We start from the raw sequence: 16,309 nt of genomic DNA, 5'->3' as shown, positions 1-16,309 counted from the left end.
TTAGGAGAGTGTACGTTGTGCACGTGCCCCTAGTTGGCCACGGCGAGCGAGGCGCACGTGTGGGGGTGAGGTGGAGAAACCACGCCGCATCGAATGGACCCCGCGCGCGAAGCGCCGCCGCAGCTGGGTCAGTCCGCGCAGCGCTCGCGCGTCCATGTGCAGAGCGGGGTGGGGCCGGTATAACACGGTCTCGTCCGGGCGAACCGCGAAAGAGAGCGCGATGTCGTCGTGGGAGGCGGTGTCGGAGGGGTCGATGGAATCGCGCACACTGAGCCACCACGCGGCGGTGAATGAGCAATTCGTTCCGAAGAACGGCGCGTGACCAAGCGCTGAACCCACCGACGCGCGGTATGCCCCCAGATAGAGAGCGCTGGCGGCCCGACTCAGGCGCGGCAGGTCGAACTCGGCCGGCCCGGTGATACCGACGACGCGCTTTCTGGCGTGGGCGCTCCCCCACACGTCGAGAAGCGACTGGCAAAAGCTCGCGTCCGCCCAGGCGTCCGCGTCAGTCCTCACGATGATGTCCGCGCCACGTCGCGCGGCCTCGTCGTAACCCGCGCGTGCCGCCCACGTCACGCCGCGGTGTGGCTCACTGATCACGATCACCCCGCGTGACCGAGCGACGTCGACAGACTCATCGCGCGAGCCGTTGTCGACCACAATGACCATCTCAGGCGGGCGGGTCTGCCGGGCGAAGCTGTCCAAGCAACGGGCGAGTAGCGTCGCGTCGTCCAAACAGGGGATGACCAGCGCAAGCGAGGGGGAGGGCACCGGGCCAAGCATACGCGCGCGCCGTCGCCCCCGCTCCCGTCGAGTATTCTCGGGCCCATGTCTGAGATTCACGACACCCCCCACCGAGTGCCCGGTGAACACGGGCCCCGCTTTGTTACTGACGGATACCTCTGGGCATCGAATCTCCGGAAAGATGCCGAACTATCCCCCGACTCCCAGTGCCCGGTTACGACCACTCTCCTCGGTGCGGATGCGACCCTCATCCGCGGCGCCGACGCCGTTTCCTTCTTCTACGACGAGTCGGTGATCAAACGCGAAGGGGCAATGCCGCGAGTCCTCGGTGACGCCCTCGTCGGAAAGGGTGCCGTGCACTCCCTCGACGGGGAGGAACACAAGGCCCGAAAGGCGCAGATGGCCGACATGGCGTACGAAGATGATCGCGTCGCCGAGTTCGCGCCCCTAGTCAGCGAGGAGGTAGACCGCGTCGTGGCCGACTGGTCCGCAGCAGAGGGCAATGTCTTCGCGGATCTCTCCCTCGCCTTCGGACGGGCCGCCTTCCGCTGGGCGGGAATCGAGCTACCCCAAGAAAAGACCGACGAACTCGTGCGCCGCATGACCACGCTGCTCGACACCGTCGGCAAGGTGGCCGGCACGCCAAAGGCCTTCTGGCAGCGCAACAAACTGGACTCGTGGGCGGAGCAGCTGATCACGGACGTCCGCGAGGGGCGCGTTAGCGCACGGCCCGATTCGGTCCTCGAGCACATGGCCAATCTCACCCATGCCGACGGCTCACTTGTCGACGCAAAAACGGCCGGAGTTGACCTGCAAAACTTGACACGCCCCACCGTTGCTGTCGGCATTTTCGCCTCGTTTGCCGCCGTCGCGCTCGCCGAGAATCCGGCGTGGCGCCAGCGCATTCACCAGGCAGTGTCCGCACACGATGGCCTCCCCTCCGACGTGCGCGAGGCCATCGCCTTCGCCCAGGAGGTGCGCCGCTTCTACCCCTTCGTGCCCATGTTCCCCGCAAAGGCGCTTAGCGACACGGAGTTTAAGGGCTGCCCGATCCGCGAAGGGCAGCGCGTCCTGCTGGACTTCGTGGGCACGCTTCACGAACCGGGGGAGTGGGACAACCCGGCCACCTTCGACCCCGAACGATTCATGCCCTACGCCACGCAGGCTGAGGCAGAGCGGATTACGACGTTTATTCCGCAGGGTGGTGCCGACGTCCGCTCGGGGCATCGCTGCCCGGGTGAGAAGATCGCGGTCACCGCGCTGTCGACCGCGGTCGCGGCGCTTGCCCGGCCCGAGATCCACATCGGCACCGAGGCGTCGGATACCTATTACTCGATGACAAAGGTCCTCACCCGGCCGGAGAGCGGGGTCCGGGTGACGGCGGGTTAGAGAGACGCCACGTAGTCTTTCGCGATTGTCGTCGGCTCCGCTCTTTCTGAACCGACGTTGCGCAGGTTCATCGCCACGAGATCGTCCGTTGTCAGTGACGCGTCGACCTTGTTAATCACGTCCAGGGCGCCGTCGGGCAGGGAGCCCGCCTTGAGGACCGGGACCACGTTTTGCGGGGGAATGAGGTTCTTCGGGTCGTCAAGAATGACCAGGTCGGCAGTGCTCCCGTCGGGAAGAAGCGCCGGGGAGGTTGTGAAAATGTTGGCGGCGTTCGCGGCACCGTCGACCAGAGTGCGCACGGTGAGCGGACCCCCGCCGTCGGAAATCGGCGTCACCGTCACCTTTGCGGCGTTAATCCCATAGACGCTTGCAAGGCCCTTCGGGCCCGCCGGGCGCTCCGCGAACTCAGGCGGCGCCGCGATCGTAATGGTATCCAGCTTCGCCAGGTCCGCGATCGACTCTAAGCCATACTGCTGCGCGACCCCACGAGTTACGCGGTACGCGTCTTTCGATTGGGCGGGGCTGAAATCACCCGTCTGAAGCCCCTCCGGGAGGTTGGCGCGAAGGGCGTCGGAAACCGCCGCTTCGTCTGCACCTTCCGCCACATCCCCGTAGAACTGCGCCAGGTTGCCCGAGTACTCGGGTACGAGGGTGACGCTTCCTTCCTGCAGCGCGCTGAGGTAGACCTCGCGCGACCCGATGCCGGAGGATACTGAGACGTCGTACCCGGCGTCGCGCAGGGCCTGCGCCCAGATCTGGCCGATGATCTCTGACTCAGGGAAGTTCGCGGTACCGATCACCACGGTGCCCTTCTCGGACTCGCCGCCCGATTCACGGTCGAACGGATCACTGGAACCACATGCGGTGATGGTAAGGGCGAGCAGGGTGGCGGCAGCAGCGCTAGCTGGGATTGTCGTGGCCTTCATAACCGCCCACTCTAACCGGCCCTCACCACACCCGGTGGCCTGATAGCGCGCTGCACCCCTGCCAACGCGACGTCAATAAAAAGAGCCAGGCCCGTCACGAGCACGGCACCCGCTACCATGCGCGGGTAGTCCTGCACGGCGAGGCCGTCGACAAGCAAGCGCCCCAAGCCCCCCAGCCCGATGTAGGCGACGACGGTTGCGGTCGCCACGACCTGCACGACGCAGGAGCGAAGGCCGCCGATCATCACTGGAGCCGCAAGCGGCAGCTCAACCCGGCGCAGGATCTGTGCTTCGCTATATCCCGCTGCTCGAGCGGAGTGGACAATGTCGCGTTCTACAGACTCGAACCCGGCGACGATCCCGGCAAGCAACGGGGCCACCGCGAGGAAAACGAGAACAATCGTTGCGGGAATGAGCGGGACGGTGACACCCCCGGGCAGCGCGATGGCCAGCCACGTCAGCAACCCCAGCGCGGGAAGTGCCCGCAGCGCGCCGGCTGTCGCGAGGACGGGAGCCGTTCCGCGCCGGGTGTGACCGACGGCGAATCCCAACGGGACCGCGATGAGCAATGCGATGCCGACGCCTAGGGCGCTGTAGGTGAGGTGCTCCGCGCAGCGTGCGCCCAGGCCGGACGGCCCAAACCAATTCGCACCATGCGTAAGGATGCCGAGGGCGTCGCGTACGTGGTTCACTGGACCCCCTCCCGGGCCGTCCACGGCATGAGAAGGCGGCCGAAGATGAGCAACGTGGCGTCGACCAGCAGTGCGAGGACGATGGTACCGAGGATCCCGGTGAGAATCTGGGTGGGAAATGAGCGTTGGAAGCCCTCGGTAAAGAGCGTGCCCAGCGACTGCACCCCGATGAGCGAGCCGACCGAAACGAGGCTGATTGTCGACGCCGCGACCACCCGCACACCGGCCAACAAGCCGGGCCCCGCGAGAGGTAGATCGACACCGAGGGCGCGCCGGGCCGGCGAATACCCCGCGGCCAGCGCGGATTGGCGCACCGCTTCTGGCACGGCCCCAAACGAGTCCGCCGCTGAGCGAACCATCAGTGCAACGCCGTAGAGCGTCATCGCCACGACGACGTTGGCAGGGGAGAGGACGGAGGTACCCAGGACGAGGGGGAGAAGAACGAACATCGCTAGGGAAGGGATGACGTAGATCAGGCTCGTTGCTGTCACGACCACTTCCCTCAGCCGGCGCGATCGCTGCGCCAGCCAACCGAGCGGAACCGCAATGGCGAATGCCGCGACGACGGCGGGAAGGCTGAGCGCGAGGTGATCAAGAGCCAGAGAGCCAATCCTGCCGGAGTTTGAGGCGATCCAGTCCCAGTTCATGACAGGACCCCTTTGATCCTTCCTGCCGCATCAACGACCAGCGTCTCGCCGTCGCGGTGCACCGTGGACAAGGACCAGTCCTGCGCGCCGATGAACTCCCGGACGGCGTCCCCGGCCGGGTGAGCGACGATGTCCGCTGGGCTTCCGGCCTGCTCGATCGTTGCGGCGGGTCCCAAGATGACAACTTGGTCGCCCAGCAAGAACGCCTCGTCGACGTCGTGAGTAACAAAGAGAATTGTCGTAGACAGCCGTTCCTTGAGCGAAGCAACCTCCCGCTGCAGGCTACGCCTTACGACGGGATCCACCGCGCCAAATGGCTCATCCATGATGAGGATGTCGGGGCGCGTCACCATGCCACGGGCAACCCCGACGCGCTGCGCCTGCCCCCCTGATAATTCCGCCGGGTACCTGCCGTACAGGGAGTTGTCGAGGTTGACCAGCTCGAGGGTCTCGGCGGCGCGCTGCTTCGCTTCACCCTTACTCGCCCCAGACAGCGAAGCGATATCAGCAACGTTGTCAAGCACGGTGCGGTGGGGCATAAGCCCTGAGTGCTGCATCACGTAACCGATACTGCGGCGCAACTGCACAGGGTTACTGTCCGCGACGTCCTCGCCGCGGACGAACACGGACCCCTCGTCGGGCGCCACCATCCGGTTGACCGTGCGAAGCAGTGTGGTCTTTCCGCACCCCGATGGACCGACGAAGCATGTCGTTGAGCCTTTTGTGACGCTGTGGCTAAACCGTTCCACGGCCGGCGCGGCGCTGCCAGGGTATGTCTTGCTGACGTCGCGGAATTCGATCATGTGGTGCCCCATCTAGTTGAAGAAGAACGGGAGAATGAGCAGCATTCCGATGCTCCACGTCAGATGCAGTGCGATCGGGGAGTACAAGCGGCCCGTGCGCGACGCTTCAATCTGCGCGACCGCTCCGATGACAGCGGCGGCGAGGATGAGCAGCGCCACGCCCATCGCGATCGTAACGACGCAGTAGACTGCGACCGCGACCGCCCCCGCGGCTCGTGCGGTGGGGACGACGCGACGCGCCAACAGCTGGCGGGGCACAACATCGCGATAGACGAGTTCTTCGGTTACACCGTTGATGATTAGAACGAAGAGGGTGGGGGCAAGCCCGCCGCGGTCGGTAGTACTGAGGAGTTGGGTGGCCGGTTGAGCGAGGGCGGGGACGTGGCTGACCACCACGGCCCCGGCGACGAAGACCACCGCGAGGATGGCACCGAGCAAAACCCCCACGCCAATGTCGAGGGCTATTGTCTCGAAACGACGCGCCGTGAGGCGCTCCCGCCGTCCCCACCTCCACCAGGCCGCGGCGTAGACCAGCGCGGTGGCGACCGTGGCGGCGTAGAACCCAGGCGTACCGTCCCCCGCCTGGCGGGCGAGGTAGAGTCCTGCGGCGCCCGCGAGGCAGGGGAGGAGGAACGCAAGTTTCACGGAACACCTCATGTCGTCGGTAGCGCGGAGGCCGGCGCCCCCGTCTTTCGAAGTATAAGCTCACTTTCATGACTCATGCCTCCGCACCGGCCCGCCGCGCGCTGGTCACTGGTGCCACCGGTTTCATCGGCCGCTCCCTCGTCAGCGCCCTAGTGGAGCAAGGATGGGAGGTGCGCTGCCTGTGCCGCAGCCGCGCCAAGGTTGCATCGATGCCGTGGGCGCGCTACGCCGACTCTGGCGTCGTCCACGTCGTCGAGGGCGACGCGACGGATCGCGCGGATCTTGAGCGCGCCCTCAACAACGTCGATTGCGCGTGGTACTTGCTTCATTCGATGTCGGGGGGTACCGGGTTCGCAGAGCAAGAGGCGGAAATGGCGCGCCAGTTCGGCGAGGTAGCCAAGGAGAACGGGGTGAAACGTATCGTCTACTTGGGTGGGCTCCACCCTGATGACGTGCCGCCCGGGCACCTGTCCGAGCACCTGGAATCCCGGGTGGAGGTTGGCCAGGCGCTCATGGATTCAGGCGTGCCCACCGCCGCGCTCCAGGCCGGGGTCGTCATCGGGGCCGGTTCGCTGTCCTTCCGTCTCCTGCGCCACGTCGCCGAACGCGTTCCCGCGTTCATCGCGCCGCAGTGGATCAACAACAAGATCACCCCGATCAGTGAGCGAGACATTGTTCATTACCTCCTCACCGCCGCGGACGTGCCGGCCGAGGAGAACCGCACTTTCGATGTCGGCGGGCCCGACAGCATGCCCTACGTGGAGATGATGCAGCGTTACGCGGAGGCTATGGGTGTGCGGCGCCGGCCTTTCGCGACGGCGCCGATTATGACGCGGGGACTCGCGTCGTGGGGCCTGTCCGTCCTCACCCCGCTCGAGATGCGCGAAATCCTGCCCATCTTCGACTCGGTGGCGGCCGACACCGTGGTCAAAGAGCGCGATCTCGAAGATATGGTGGGGCAACCGGAGGGCGGAAACCAGACCTTCGAGGACGCGGTGCGAAGCGCCGCGGAAGGGACGGACCCCGCCCGTTACGGAAGAATTGCGAACTGGGTGCATGGCGCGGTTCTCGCCGCGGCAGTAACCGGGTCGCTGCTTTCGAACCCGAAGTCGCTCCGCTACAAAACGCTCACCAAGCCCTCCTGGCAGCCCCCGGCGTGGGCGTTCCCCCTGGCCTGGACCGTGCTCTACGCGGACCTCGCCGTCATCTCGACGACCACGATCGCGGATGCCCTCGAGCAGGAGGGTGCCACCGCCGCCCGAGCAGACGCGACGGCGCTCGGCCTCAACCTCGTCCTGAACGCTGGGTGGAGTGGCCTCTTTTTCCGTTCACGCAAGCGCTTCTTATCGACGGCATGGGCCGCCGCCCTGACCCTTTCCTCCGCCGATCTGGCCCGACGCGCCTGGAAGCGCTCACCGTCGCGTGGCCTCCTCCTCGCTCCCTACCCCGCGTGGTCGGCTTTTGCGACCCTCCTTAACGGGCGAATCGCGCAGCTCAACCGCTAGTCCTTGATGTCGCCGTAGGCCGCTAAGGCCGTGTTCCTCGACTCGGTTATGTTGACCATGGGCTCGGGGTAGAAGGGAGTGGCCGTTTCCGGAACCCAGCGCGCGACGTAGGAGCCGTCCGCGTCATACTTTTTCTGCTGCGTGAGCGGGTTAAAGACTCGAAAGTAGGGGGCTGCGTCGTCTCCGGAGCCGGCGACCCATTGCCAGTTGAAGGCGTTGGAGGCCGCGTCGGCGTCGACAAGCGTGTCCCAAAACCATTCCTCCCCGTGGCGCCAGTGGATCCCCAGGTTTTTGGTCAGCCACGACCCCGTCACCATGCGGGCGCGGTTGTGCATGCGGCCGGTGGCCCAGAGCTCGCGCATTCCCGCGTCGACGAGGGGTACTCCCGTACGTCCAGACTGCCACGCGGCGAGCTCCTCAAGGTGCTGGGCGCCGGGGTCCATCTCGGCGTGGGCGAATGCCCGCGGTGTCGACGACGGCTCAGCCCGTGGCGTCCACTCCCAGGGGAAGCGCTCGAAAGTGCCGCGGACGTTCACGGTTGCCATGTTTGGCACGTGGAAGAAACGATGCCAGGCGAAATCGCGCCAGAGCAGCTGGCGCAGGAAAGCCCCAGCTTCCTCCGCCGCGCCGCTGACCTCGGACCATACGGTGGCTGGGCTGATTTCCCCGAACCGCAGGTGTGGCGAGAGGCCCGACGTGCCTGCGGCTCCCAGATCGTTGTTGTCGTAGTGGGTGACGTCAAACGCGTGCAGCTTCTCAACGCCCCCCAGCTCGCCGGGCTGATTATGTCGGCCCAGCGTGCCTACCCATTCCGGTTCAGCGACAGCGGGTAGCGCCTCCGGTTCCACATCCGCCGGTGTCACCTCTGGCATGGGGAGGGGTGACGGGGGAGCGTCGAGAAGAAGAGCTAGAGCCGCGCGGTAAAACGGGCTGAACACTTTGTAGGGGGAGCCACCTTGAGTGCGAACGTGCCACGGTTCGGTGAGGAGGTACCCGGGGTGGGTGGTGGCGCCGGTGGCGTGTGTGATGCCCGCGTCGATGTCGCTGAGGTGGTAACGGCGGTTCCACGTTACGGCCGCACCGAGTTCGCGAGCCAGTTGCGGCACGATGTCGCGGGGGTCCCCGCGACGCTCGATAAGCGGTGCCGAGAGGCGTTTCCGCAGCTCATTTAGACTTTTCCGCTGCCACCACGCGGCGGCGGATCCGAGCGGGCGGCCTACTGTCTCGTGGATAAATAGGCCGACGACGGGCCCGCGCTCGGCAGCCCAGTGAAGGGCTCTGTTGTCGGCTAGGCGCAGATCGTCCCGGAACCAAACGATCGTCGGTGGAGAGGGCATTGGCCCAGGCTACCGGCGGCAAGTGCTAGAGCACGGCAGCAACTTCGTTGGCGACGAAGCGGGAACCCTCGAAATTGGGATGAAAGGACATGTGGTAGTTCGAGGTGGTCGTGTCAATCGACCCCGCAACCCACCTCTGCGCATCTTTCGCGCACGAGTTGTGATAGCTCGAACCGCCCTTAATGTCCACGAATTGACCCCCGACCGCAGCGGCCGCGGCAATCTGGTTCGAGCGGTTGAGTTCCTCAACCTGCTGCAGCAAAGGGGATGGAATTCCACCAGGCAGATTCGGAACGACATTGATGAAGCAGACCATGTGGGCCCCATACGGCTCGGTCAGTGAAAGCATGCCCGGGATGATGATCCTCGCCTCGGGCGCGACGGAGCGAACCCGCGTCACCGCCGCTTGTACGTTGGAGACGTAGTTCCGCTCAATGAGCCCCTGGTCATAGCGGGTGTTGAACTGGATGACACTGCCTGGCCAGTAGTCGTTGAAACCGGCTGCGATAGCAACCGCCCGGGTCCCGGCGTTCAGATCGCCCGCGTGAATCGCTTGCTCGACGCGCGACAGCACGTGGGCGGAGTTCGCTCCGGAGCACGACCAGTCTGCGACGCGCCGTCCGGTAATTGCCTGCATCTGGCGCGGCCAGTTGTCATCGCTCTGGAGGCAGCCGCCCGTATTGGTGTACGTACCGGGGTAGGGCAGGTTCAGGGCGCCCGTCAACCGCAGGATAGTGTGCTGGACTTGATCGGGGTTAGAAACGTAGGAATCGCCAAAGACGACGACATCGGCACCTGGTTGTGCTTGAGCGGGACCTGCACTGACACACAGGCCAACCGTGGCCAGCGCGGCGGCGCCTGCGGTAGTTACAGCGCGAAGGAAAGATCGGAACGTCATGCGTACTCGTAGGTGTTGAGGTGTCTGGGGCTGAGTCTTTTCTGGCCCAAATAATACACGGGCCTGCGGTTCCCCCGTCGACGGAACCCGTCGTCGCATCCGAAAGAACGGGGGATCTGCCGGTGGCCGCACGTGACGGGAACAAACGTGCCGCTCGCGGCGTTGCTCAGTTGTGAAGAAAGCGAACAACGTCTATGGAAAGGAACGCTCACGGTGAGAAGCAACAACCCCGTTTTAACGTCACTGCCGGGTGCCCGGGGGCAGAGCGGCTATGGCTATCAGGGCGGCTATCAGGGTGGCCAGCTGGGCTCTGTGCAGTCCGGTGTTGCGTCCTCAGCGGGATTCGAGCGTCCCATGACGGTCGATGATGTCGTGTTGAAAACCGGTGTCACGCTTGGTGTGATCGTGCTTGCAGCTGCTGCCAATTTCGGCATCGCGCTAAGCGGCAACTACGGCCTCGCCATGATGCTCACACTCGTTGGGGCTATCGGCGGCTTCATTACGGTCCTGGTCCACTCGTTCGGGCGGAAGTTTGGAAGTCGCGCTGTCACGCTGACGTACGCCGTGTTCGAAGGCCTCTTCGTCGGCGGCTTCTCCCTCGCCGTGACGGGGTGGACCGTCGGAGGCGCAGACGCTGGAGCGTTAGTCTTCCAAGCGATCCTGGGCTCTCTGGGAGTGTTCCTCGGCATGCTCTTCGTCTACAAGACGGGCGCGATTAGGGTGACCCCGCGGTTCAATCGCGTTCTTACAGGAGCGATCTTCGGCGTCGCCATTCTGGCGCTCGGCAATTTGCTCCTGGCGGTCTTCTCGCCGCTCAACCCGCTTCGCGACGGCGGGATGCTGTCCATCATCTTCGGCGTGGTCTGCATCGTCCTCGCAGCGCTGAGCTTCCTGCAGGACTTCGACCTGGCGGATCGGCTGGTTCGCACCGGAGCGCCGGAGAAGATGGCGTGGGGCGTCGCCCTCGGCTTGGCAGTCACGGTCGTGTGGCTCTACACCGAGATCCTCCGCTTGTTGTCGATCGCAAACCGCGACTAGCCCGCGAAAAAGCCCCTCAAAAGACCCCCGAAAAAGCCGCTCCGGCGGCGCCCTCGGCCAAGGCGTGTCTCACATTGGGTGTGGTGAGTGTGTGGGAGGCCGTGTCGTATGTCGCGTTTCCAGATGCTCACGGATTCCCAGTTCGACCCCTAGCCGCACCGTTGAAGGCATTCTCTACCGGCTGCGCGCCGGCATTCCCTGGGGGGCCTGCCGAAATGCTTCGGCTTCTGGCAAACCGTCCACCGGTGGCACCACCGTCTAGCCTGCGACGGGACGTGGGATGTTATCTTGACCCGGCTGCTGGTGCAGGCCGACGGCGAAGGCAAAATCGACTGGTCGGTCAGCGTGGACTCCACGATCAACCGCGCCCACCAGCACGCGACGAACATCACCCGCCACACAGGGGGCTGGGTCGAATTACAACAATGCGCCTAACGAGCCCGCCGACCACGCCTTCGGGCGACCACGCGGCGGACTCTCGACGAAGATCCACGCCCTCGTCGACGGCCACGGAATGCCACTGGTGGTGCTCATTGGACCGGGCCAGGGTGGGGACAATCCGATGGGCATCCCCCTGCTGGAAAACCTGCGCGTGCAACGTGCCTGCGGGCGACCGCGAACGCGCCCGGATGAACTTCGCACCGACAAAGCCTATTCATCCCGCCAGGTACGCGACTATCTGCGCAAACGCCGTATCACCGCGACGATCCCCGAGCCTGCAGACCGCATCGCCAACCGCAAACGCAAAGGATCCCGCGGCGGCAGACCACCGGCATTCGACACCGTCTCATACAAGGGCCGCAATGTCGTCGAGCGCCGGTTCTGCGACTTCAAACACGCAATCGTCTACCGGGCCGGCGTCGTCATCGCTGACGTCGTCGCATGGCTCAAAATAATATGAGACACACCCTAGCGCTGGGCGCTGTCGGGGTTAATTGTTTCCCCGTCCACGGTGACGACGGTAAAGCGCAGTTCACCATCAACGATCTGGGGGGAGGACAAAACGATTGTCGCGTCCTCTTCGCGGCGGTCAGGATCAACGGTGACCCGCGTCCCTACTCCAGCGGCGAGGCTCTCACCCCAGGAGCGCCACGAGATGTTCTCCATGAAATCGTCCTGGTCCTTGCACGACAGCGCGAGGCGGGTGGGGCGCTGCTCGGCGACCCCATCGCAGTTTTCGTACGCCGGGACGGTGCCGGGGGCGAGGGTGGCGGTGGCGTCGGCGGATTTGCGCGTGGCGGATGCTTCAGCCACGTTGGTGGACGTCGCCTTCGTTGTTGAGGCGCTGCCGGCAAGGGAGTCGGGGTTCTGCGTTTTTGCCGTATCAACCTTCTGCTCGGAATCCACCTGGTGGGGCGGAGAGCAAGCAGCGAGACCCAGGGCTACGACGGCCGAGAAACCGGCCGAGGCCACGGTACGAGAAGAGAGAGTTTTCACGGAAGAATCCTTTGCGTATATGGGTTTCCCGGACGGGCAGAGGCGCGCGAATTAGGCCTGCCCGCGCGGACGAGCTGCCTTATCCGAATCATACGGCGCGGCGTCGACGATCGTGACTGAAATTTCCCTGCCGTTGGGGGCGGTGTACGTCCGGGTCTCGCCCTCGGAGGCGCCGATCACTGCCGCGCCCAGCGGGGAGTTCTCCGAGTAGGTCTCCAGGTCCTTGTTTCCGGTTGACGCGGCGCGGGTACCGATGAGGAACGTTTCCTTGTCGTTCTCATCTCCGTTGTAGAAGACGTGGACCACGGAGCCGACGTGGGCCACACCTTCGACAACCCCAGCCCGTTCGGTGGTGGAATTGGCCAGGATCTCGGAGATCTGCTTGATCCGAGCTTCCTCTTGGTCCTGCTGCTCCCGGGCGGCGTCGTAGCCGGCGTTTTCTTTGAGGTCACCCTCTTCGCGACGCTCGTTGATCTCGGCGGCGATGACCGGCCGGTTGTCGATGAGTGCCTGGAGCTCGTTTTCGAGCTTCGCCTTCATCTCAGGCGTGATGTACTGCTGCTGGGTTTCAGCCATGCGTTTTCAAACCCTCCCTGGAGTATTGAGGTGCGTCGATCGAGCGGACTGCTCAGCCGATTATTCAGGCAAAAGCCTAACACGGTGGCACATTGCGCCCCGTGGGCCCCGCGGAGCCGCGCACCGGGTTCCCCTTAGTGCAAGACGTAACTCGGGTTGTCCGTATCCATATAGAACGGGATGTCTTGGGAGCACCCATACACTCGCCCCGACACGGCAGCGCCACGGACGGGCAGCTCGACGCCAATCCGGGTCAGTTCATCTCCCCCCGCCGGCAGAATGACCTCCCGGCGCCCGACCTCCGCGACCGAATAATCGACGGCCGTGACGATGCAGTACGACGGTTTCGACGTGTCCTTCCTTGACACGTCGACCCACAGCTTCGCGGTGTCATCCGACATCCGTTCGGCCGTGATGAAGTCCGCGGTGACCGGGACGGACCGGCGCTCCAACACGCTGCGGCCGTACGCGATAGCGATGAGGAGTAAGAGGAGCGCGATACCCAAAAGAACGAGCTTCCCTGCGCCCCCGCTCAGCCGGGAACGCGCCGCCTCGTTACCGTATCGAGCGGCAGGGCGGGAGGGGGGACTGGTGCTCACAGGGAGAATCCTTCGCGGAGGGAACAGGCGGCGTGTGAGCCGGAACGGAACTTCTGGTGTTGAGATTCGATGGTACTAAGATTGGCCCGAGTTACAGACTGGACCCACATGCACATCAATCAAAGCCCAAGAAAGCTGGTGGAATGGTGAGCGGAAAACGCCTGCTGGCAATTCATGCGCACCCGGACGACGAGTCGTCGAAAGGCGCGGCCACGATGGCGAAGTACGCCGCAGAAGGACACCGCGTCAAAGTCTTAACCTGCACGGACGGGCAGCGCGGCGACATTCTCAACCCGGCGATGAACCGCCCGGGGGTTCGAGAAAACATGATGGAGCTGCGACGCCAGGAAATGGCCGCCGCCGCCGAGGCGCTGGGGGTCGAGCATGAGTGGCTCGGCTACGTGGATTCGGGATTGCCGGAGGGGGATCCTATGCCGCCACTCCCAGAGGGGTGCTTCGCTCTCGAGGAAACCGACGTTGTGGTCCGCGACATTGTGCGGGTGATCCGCGAGTTCCGTCCCCACGTCATTTTGACTTACGACGAAAACGGCGGTTACCCGCACCCAGACCACCTGAAAGTACACGAGGTTTCGATGGTGGCGTGGGACAAGGCGGGCGACGCAGACTATGCCGAAGAGGCGGGTGAGCCGTGGACTCCGGTGAAGCTGTATTACTCGCATGGCTTCATCCTGCAGCGTATGAAACGGCTGCACGAGCTGCTACTGGAACGCGGCCAGAAGAGCCCGTACGAGATGATGATCCACCGCTGGGAAGAAAACCAGGCGGATGTGATGAGCCGCGTGACCACCCAAATCGAGTGTGCCGACTACTTTGAGCAGCGCGCCGCCGCGCTCACAGCGCACGCGACGCAAATCGATCCCGCGGGTGCCTTCTTGGCCAGCCCGGTCGAGGACCAACGCCGAGTGTGGCCGACCGAAGAGTTCGAGCTGGCCCGCACCCGATTGTCTACCCACCTGCCCGAGGACGATCTCTTCGCGGGAATCACAACCGAGAAAGAGGAGACGCAATGATCGCGGTGAATGTCACATCATGGGTCGTGGCTCAGGCACCCCAGGACACTCCGGTAGGTCCGGAGTTTGGCAAGGCGTCGCCCATTGGCCTGCTCCTTCTCGTCGCGCTCCTCGTCGTGGTGTTGTACTTGGGTTACGCGTTCCACCGTCGACACTCGCGCTTCAATCGCCGCCGCGTTTTCGCCGAGGCCCACGGGATCGACCCTTTCGACACCCAGGCCGTTGACGCGGCGATGGCGGAGGCTGGGGTGTTGGACCGCCGTCGCAAGCCAATTCTCTGAACCAGGTAGACTCGCTGTCGTGACAGCGCTGGCGCGGGTTCTTTACCCTCTGTATGAAGAGCGGCTGCGGTGGCAGCTTCGCGGCTCCGACCTGCCCAAGCACCTCGCGGTGATGGCGGACGGCAACCGCCGCTGGGCGCGCGAGTCAGGCTACCGCGACATCTCCCACGGGCATCGGGCTGGCGCCGCAAAAATCGGTGAGTTGGTGCGCTGGTCGGCGGAGATGGACGTCGAAGTCATCACCATCTATTTGCTCTCCACCGAAAACCTAAGTCGCGCCAGCAGCGAGGTGGAGTTATTGTTCGACATCATCTCCGGGGTAGTAGAGGACTTGGCCACCGAACACTACTCCTGCCGGGTCAAGATCGTCGGTCACCTCAACCTCCTGCCCCCGCACGTGGCGGAGCGGATGCAAAAATCCGCCGCCGCAACGACAGACAAACCCGGGCTCACCGTCAACATCGCGGTGGGGTACGGGGGCCGCCAAGAAATCGTCGACGCGGTGCGCACGCTTATCGACGCCGAAGTGGCCGCAGGGACACCTGTTTCCGAGCTGGCGAAGAAGGTAACGGTTGAATCCGTCTCCACCAATCTTTACACCTCGGGCCAGCCTGACCCGGACCTCGTGATCCGCACGTCGGGTGAACAGCGGTTGAGCGGGTTTCTCTTGTGGCAAGCCGCGTATTCCGAGATTTGGTTTACCGATACGTACTGGCCCGCGTTCCGCAAGGTGGACTTTTTGCGCGCTTTGCGGGACTACTCGCGGCGCTCTCGCCGGTTTGGCAAATAGGGCGTCGATAAGCGGTGCTCTAAAGCTTGCGCAGGCGTACTCTCCGAACCGTGTGATCGGCGCCTTTGGACAGAACGAGGGAGGCGCGCACGCGGGTGGGGAGGATGTTTTCCACCAGGTTGGGCAGGTTAATGGACTGCCAGATCTCGCGGGCTGAGGCGGCGGCGCTGGCCTCGTCGAGGTTGGCGAAACGTGCGAAGTGGGCGCCGGGTTTGCGGAAGGCCGTCTGGCGCAGCTTGAGAAAGCGGTCGATGTACCACTTTTCGATGTGGCCGGTTGCGGCATCGACGTAGACGGAGAAGTCGAAAAGATCGGAGACCATCAGCGTCGGCCCCGTCTGGAGGACGTTGAGCCCCTCGAGGATGAGGATGTCGGGCTGCCGTATCACCTGGGTTTCGCCCTTGACGATGTCGTAGGCGCTGTGGGAATAAACGGGTGCGGACACCTCAGGCTGGCCCGACTTGACCTCGGTGACAAAGCGCAGAAGCTGGCGGCGGTTGTAGGACTCGGGGAAACCTTTGCGGGCCATGAGGCCGCGCGCTTCGAGCTCGGCGTTGGGCAGGAGGAAGCCATCGGTGGTGACCAGATCGACGCGAGGGTGCGTTTCCCACCGCTGCAACAACACCTGGAGGACACGGGCGGTCGTCGACTTTCCGACGGCCACCGATCCGGCGACCCCGATAATGAAAGGGACGTGCAAAGGCCCACCCACGAAGGTCTCGGTCGCGGCGATCAGTTCTTGGCGCGCCCGAACGCGCAGGTGAATAAGACGCGAAAGGGGAAGGTAGATCTCAGCGATTTCGTCTAGGTCCAGGTTTTCGCCGATGCCGCTGAGCTGCGCCACTTCCTCAGCGGTGAGGACCTGGGGCCACGCCGCGCGGCGCTCACGCCAGTCTTCGCGGGTGAATTGCAGGTACGGGCTGGGATCGACAGCGCGGGACATAGCACTATTGTGTCACCAGGAACGCGCT

The 16,309-nt window shown here is 64.4% G+C and carries 20 protein-coding genes; 8 read left to right on the top strand and 12 right to left on the bottom strand.

Features of this window, described 5'->3' with window-relative positions:
* Entirely contained in the window at positions 1–771 is a 771-nt protein-coding gene (locus CAPI_RS07110; protein ID WP_040356900.1) for a glycosyltransferase, read from the bottom strand.
* 57 nt (positions 772–828) lie between these two features.
* Here CAPI_RS07110 and CAPI_RS07105 point away from each other — a divergent pair, with 57 nt between their 5' ends.
* Positions 829–2,133, top strand: coding sequence for a cytochrome P450 (locus CAPI_RS07105; protein WP_018017956.1), 1,305 nt, complete (start codon positions 829–831; stop codon positions 2,131–2,133).
* Here CAPI_RS07105 and CAPI_RS07100 read toward each other — a convergent pair.
* Genes CAPI_RS07100 through CAPI_RS07080 form a run of 5 tightly spaced genes read right to left on the bottom strand, consistent with a single transcriptional unit; the run spans position 2,130 to position 5,846 of the window.
* Complete coding sequence (locus tag CAPI_RS07100) at positions 2,130–3,059, bottom strand: ABC transporter substrate-binding protein (protein WP_018017955.1); 930 nt, start codon at positions 3,057–3,059, stop codon at positions 2,130–2,132. The two genes, CAPI_RS07105 and CAPI_RS07100, sit on opposite strands and share 4 nt — an antisense overlap.
* A gap of 11 nt (positions 3,060–3,070) precedes the next feature.
* On the bottom strand, positions 3,071–3,751 hold the full coding sequence (locus CAPI_RS07095; RefSeq protein WP_018017954.1) for an ABC transporter permease: 681 nt from the start codon (positions 3,749–3,751) through the stop codon (positions 3,071–3,073).
* On the bottom strand, positions 3,748–4,398 hold the full coding sequence (locus CAPI_RS07090; protein WP_018017953.1) for an ABC transporter permease: 651 nt from the start codon (positions 4,396–4,398) through the stop codon (positions 3,748–3,750). Before CAPI_RS07090 ends, CAPI_RS07095 begins: the two co-directional genes overlap by 4 nt.
* Positions 4,395–5,201, bottom strand: a complete 807-nt coding sequence (locus tag CAPI_RS07085) for an ATP-binding cassette domain-containing protein (RefSeq protein WP_018017952.1) — start codon at positions 5,199–5,201, stop codon at positions 4,395–4,397. Before CAPI_RS07085 ends, CAPI_RS07090 begins: the two co-directional genes overlap by 4 nt.
* 12 nt (positions 5,202–5,213) lie before the next feature.
* Complete coding sequence (locus CAPI_RS07080) at positions 5,214–5,846, bottom strand: CPBP family glutamic-type intramembrane protease (RefSeq protein ID WP_018017951.1); 633 nt, start codon at positions 5,844–5,846, stop codon at positions 5,214–5,216.
* Between the two features lie 68 nt (positions 5,847–5,914).
* Between CAPI_RS07080 and CAPI_RS07075 the strand changes: the two genes are divergently transcribed.
* Complete coding sequence (locus CAPI_RS07075) at positions 5,915–7,351, top strand: SDR family NAD(P)-dependent oxidoreductase (protein ID WP_018017950.1); 1,437 nt, start codon at positions 5,915–5,917, stop codon at positions 7,349–7,351.
* Here CAPI_RS07075 and CAPI_RS07070 read toward each other — a convergent pair.
* Positions 7,348–8,688, bottom strand: coding sequence for a cryptochrome/photolyase family protein (locus CAPI_RS07070; RefSeq protein ID WP_018017949.1), 1,341 nt, complete (start codon positions 8,686–8,688; stop codon positions 7,348–7,350). The genes CAPI_RS07075 and CAPI_RS07070 overlap by 4 nt on opposite strands.
* Positions 8,689–8,713: 25 nt before the next feature.
* Entirely contained in the window at positions 8,714–9,586 is an 873-nt protein-coding gene (locus tag CAPI_RS07065; protein ID WP_018017948.1) for a GDSL-type esterase/lipase family protein, read from the bottom strand.
* A 213-nt stretch (positions 9,587–9,799) separates the two neighbouring features.
* Here CAPI_RS07065 and CAPI_RS07060 point away from each other — a divergent pair, with 213 nt between their 5' ends.
* From CAPI_RS07060 to CAPI_RS07050, 3 genes are all read left to right on the top strand, one after another.
* Positions 9,800–10,624 carry a Bax inhibitor-1/YccA family protein gene (locus CAPI_RS07060; RefSeq protein ID WP_018017947.1) on the top strand — a complete coding sequence of 275 codons (825 nt, stop codon included), beginning with the start codon at positions 9,800–9,802 and terminating at the stop codon, positions 10,622–10,624.
* Between the two features lie 288 nt (positions 10,625–10,912).
* Complete coding sequence (locus CAPI_RS07055) at positions 10,913–11,059, top strand: hypothetical protein (RefSeq protein WP_018017946.1); 147 nt, start codon at positions 10,913–10,915, stop codon at positions 11,057–11,059.
* Between the two features lie 91 nt (positions 11,060–11,150).
* Complete coding sequence (locus tag CAPI_RS07050) at positions 11,151–11,525, top strand: transposase (protein WP_245531646.1); 375 nt, start codon at positions 11,151–11,153, stop codon at positions 11,523–11,525.
* 8 nt (positions 11,526–11,533) lie between these two features.
* On the opposite strand, the gene CAPI_RS07045 is transcribed toward CAPI_RS07050, so the two are convergent.
* The 3 genes from CAPI_RS07045 to CAPI_RS07035 form a co-directional block, all read right to left on the bottom strand.
* Positions 11,534–12,061 (bottom strand): hypothetical protein, encoded by a 528-nt coding sequence (locus tag CAPI_RS07045; protein WP_018017944.1) that lies wholly within the window; start codon positions 12,059–12,061, stop codon positions 11,534–11,536.
* A 51-nt stretch (positions 12,062–12,112) separates the two neighbouring features.
* Entirely contained in the window at positions 12,113–12,637 is a 525-nt protein-coding gene (gene greA, locus CAPI_RS07040; RefSeq protein ID WP_018017943.1) for a transcription elongation factor GreA, read from the bottom strand.
* A 134-nt stretch (positions 12,638–12,771) separates the two neighbouring features.
* Positions 12,772–13,236, bottom strand: coding sequence for a DUF4307 domain-containing protein (locus CAPI_RS07035; RefSeq protein ID WP_026157185.1), 465 nt, complete (start codon positions 13,234–13,236; stop codon positions 12,772–12,774).
* A gap of 143 nt (positions 13,237–13,379) precedes the next feature.
* Between CAPI_RS07035 and mca the strand changes: the two genes are divergently transcribed.
* The 3 genes from mca to CAPI_RS07020 are packed head-to-tail and all read left to right on the top strand — an operon-like array spanning position 13,380 to position 15,338.
* Entirely contained in the window at positions 13,380–14,267 is an 888-nt protein-coding gene (gene mca, locus CAPI_RS07030) for a mycothiol conjugate amidase Mca (protein WP_018017941.1), read from the top strand.
* Positions 14,264–14,548, top strand: a complete 285-nt coding sequence (locus CAPI_RS07025) for a hypothetical protein (RefSeq protein ID WP_018017940.1) — start codon at positions 14,264–14,266, stop codon at positions 14,546–14,548. Before mca ends, CAPI_RS07025 begins: the two co-directional genes overlap by 4 nt.
* Before the next feature lie 19 nt (positions 14,549–14,567).
* Positions 14,568–15,338, top strand: a complete 771-nt coding sequence (locus CAPI_RS07020; protein ID WP_018017939.1) for an isoprenyl transferase — start codon at positions 14,568–14,570, stop codon at positions 15,336–15,338.
* 19 nt (positions 15,339–15,357) lie between these two features.
* Here the strand turns inward: CAPI_RS07020 and coaA are convergent, their stop codons facing one another.
* Positions 15,358–16,281: a type I pantothenate kinase gene (coaA, locus tag CAPI_RS07015; protein ID WP_018017938.1), complete on the bottom strand. Its 924-nt coding sequence runs from the start codon at positions 16,279–16,281 to the stop codon at positions 15,358–15,360.
* Positions 16,282–16,309 lie beyond the last annotated feature (28 nt).

Origin of the sequence: Corynebacterium capitovis DSM 44611 (genome assembly GCF_030440535.1) — a bacterium.
GTDB classification, from domain to species: Bacteria; Actinomycetota; Actinomycetes; order Mycobacteriales; family Mycobacteriaceae; genus Corynebacterium; species Corynebacterium capitovis.
The sequence above is the reverse complement of the archived record's forward strand: the minus strand, read 5'-3'. Positions and strand labels throughout refer to the sequence as shown.

Coding starts and splice junctions, on each gene's coding strand:
- CAPI_RS07105 (WP_018017956.1), top strand. CDS start 829: ATGTCTGAGATTCACGACACCCCCCACCGAGTGCCCGGTGAACACGGG.
- CAPI_RS07100 (WP_018017955.1), bottom strand. CDS start 3,059: ATGAAGGCCACGACAATCCCAGCTAGCGCTGCTGCCGCCACCCTGCTC.
- CAPI_RS07090 (WP_018017953.1), bottom strand. CDS start 4,398: ATGAACTGGGACTGGATCGCCTCAAACTCCGGCAGGATTGGCTCTCTG.
- CAPI_RS07085 (WP_018017952.1), bottom strand. CDS start 5,201: ATGATCGAATTCCGCGACGTCAGCAAGACATACCCTGGCAGCGCCGCG.
- CAPI_RS07075 (WP_018017950.1), top strand. CDS start 5,915: ATGACTCATGCCTCCGCACCGGCCCGCCGCGCGCTGGTCACTGGTGCC.
- CAPI_RS07070 (WP_018017949.1), bottom strand. CDS start 8,688: ATGCCCTCTCCACCGACGATCGTTTGGTTCCGGGACGATCTGCGCCTA.
- CAPI_RS07065 (WP_018017948.1), bottom strand. CDS start 9,586: ATGACGTTCCGATCTTTCCTTCGCGCTGTAACTACCGCAGGCGCCGCC.
- greA (WP_018017943.1), bottom strand. CDS start 12,637: ATGGCTGAAACCCAGCAGCAGTACATCACGCCTGAGATGAAGGCGAAG.
- mca (WP_018017941.1), top strand. CDS start 13,380: ATGGTGAGCGGAAAACGCCTGCTGGCAATTCATGCGCACCCGGACGAC.
- CAPI_RS07025 (WP_018017940.1), top strand. CDS start 14,264: ATGATCGCGGTGAATGTCACATCATGGGTCGTGGCTCAGGCACCCCAG.
- coaA (WP_018017938.1), bottom strand. CDS start 16,281: ATGTCCCGCGCTGTCGATCCCAGCCCGTACCTGCAATTCACCCGCGAA.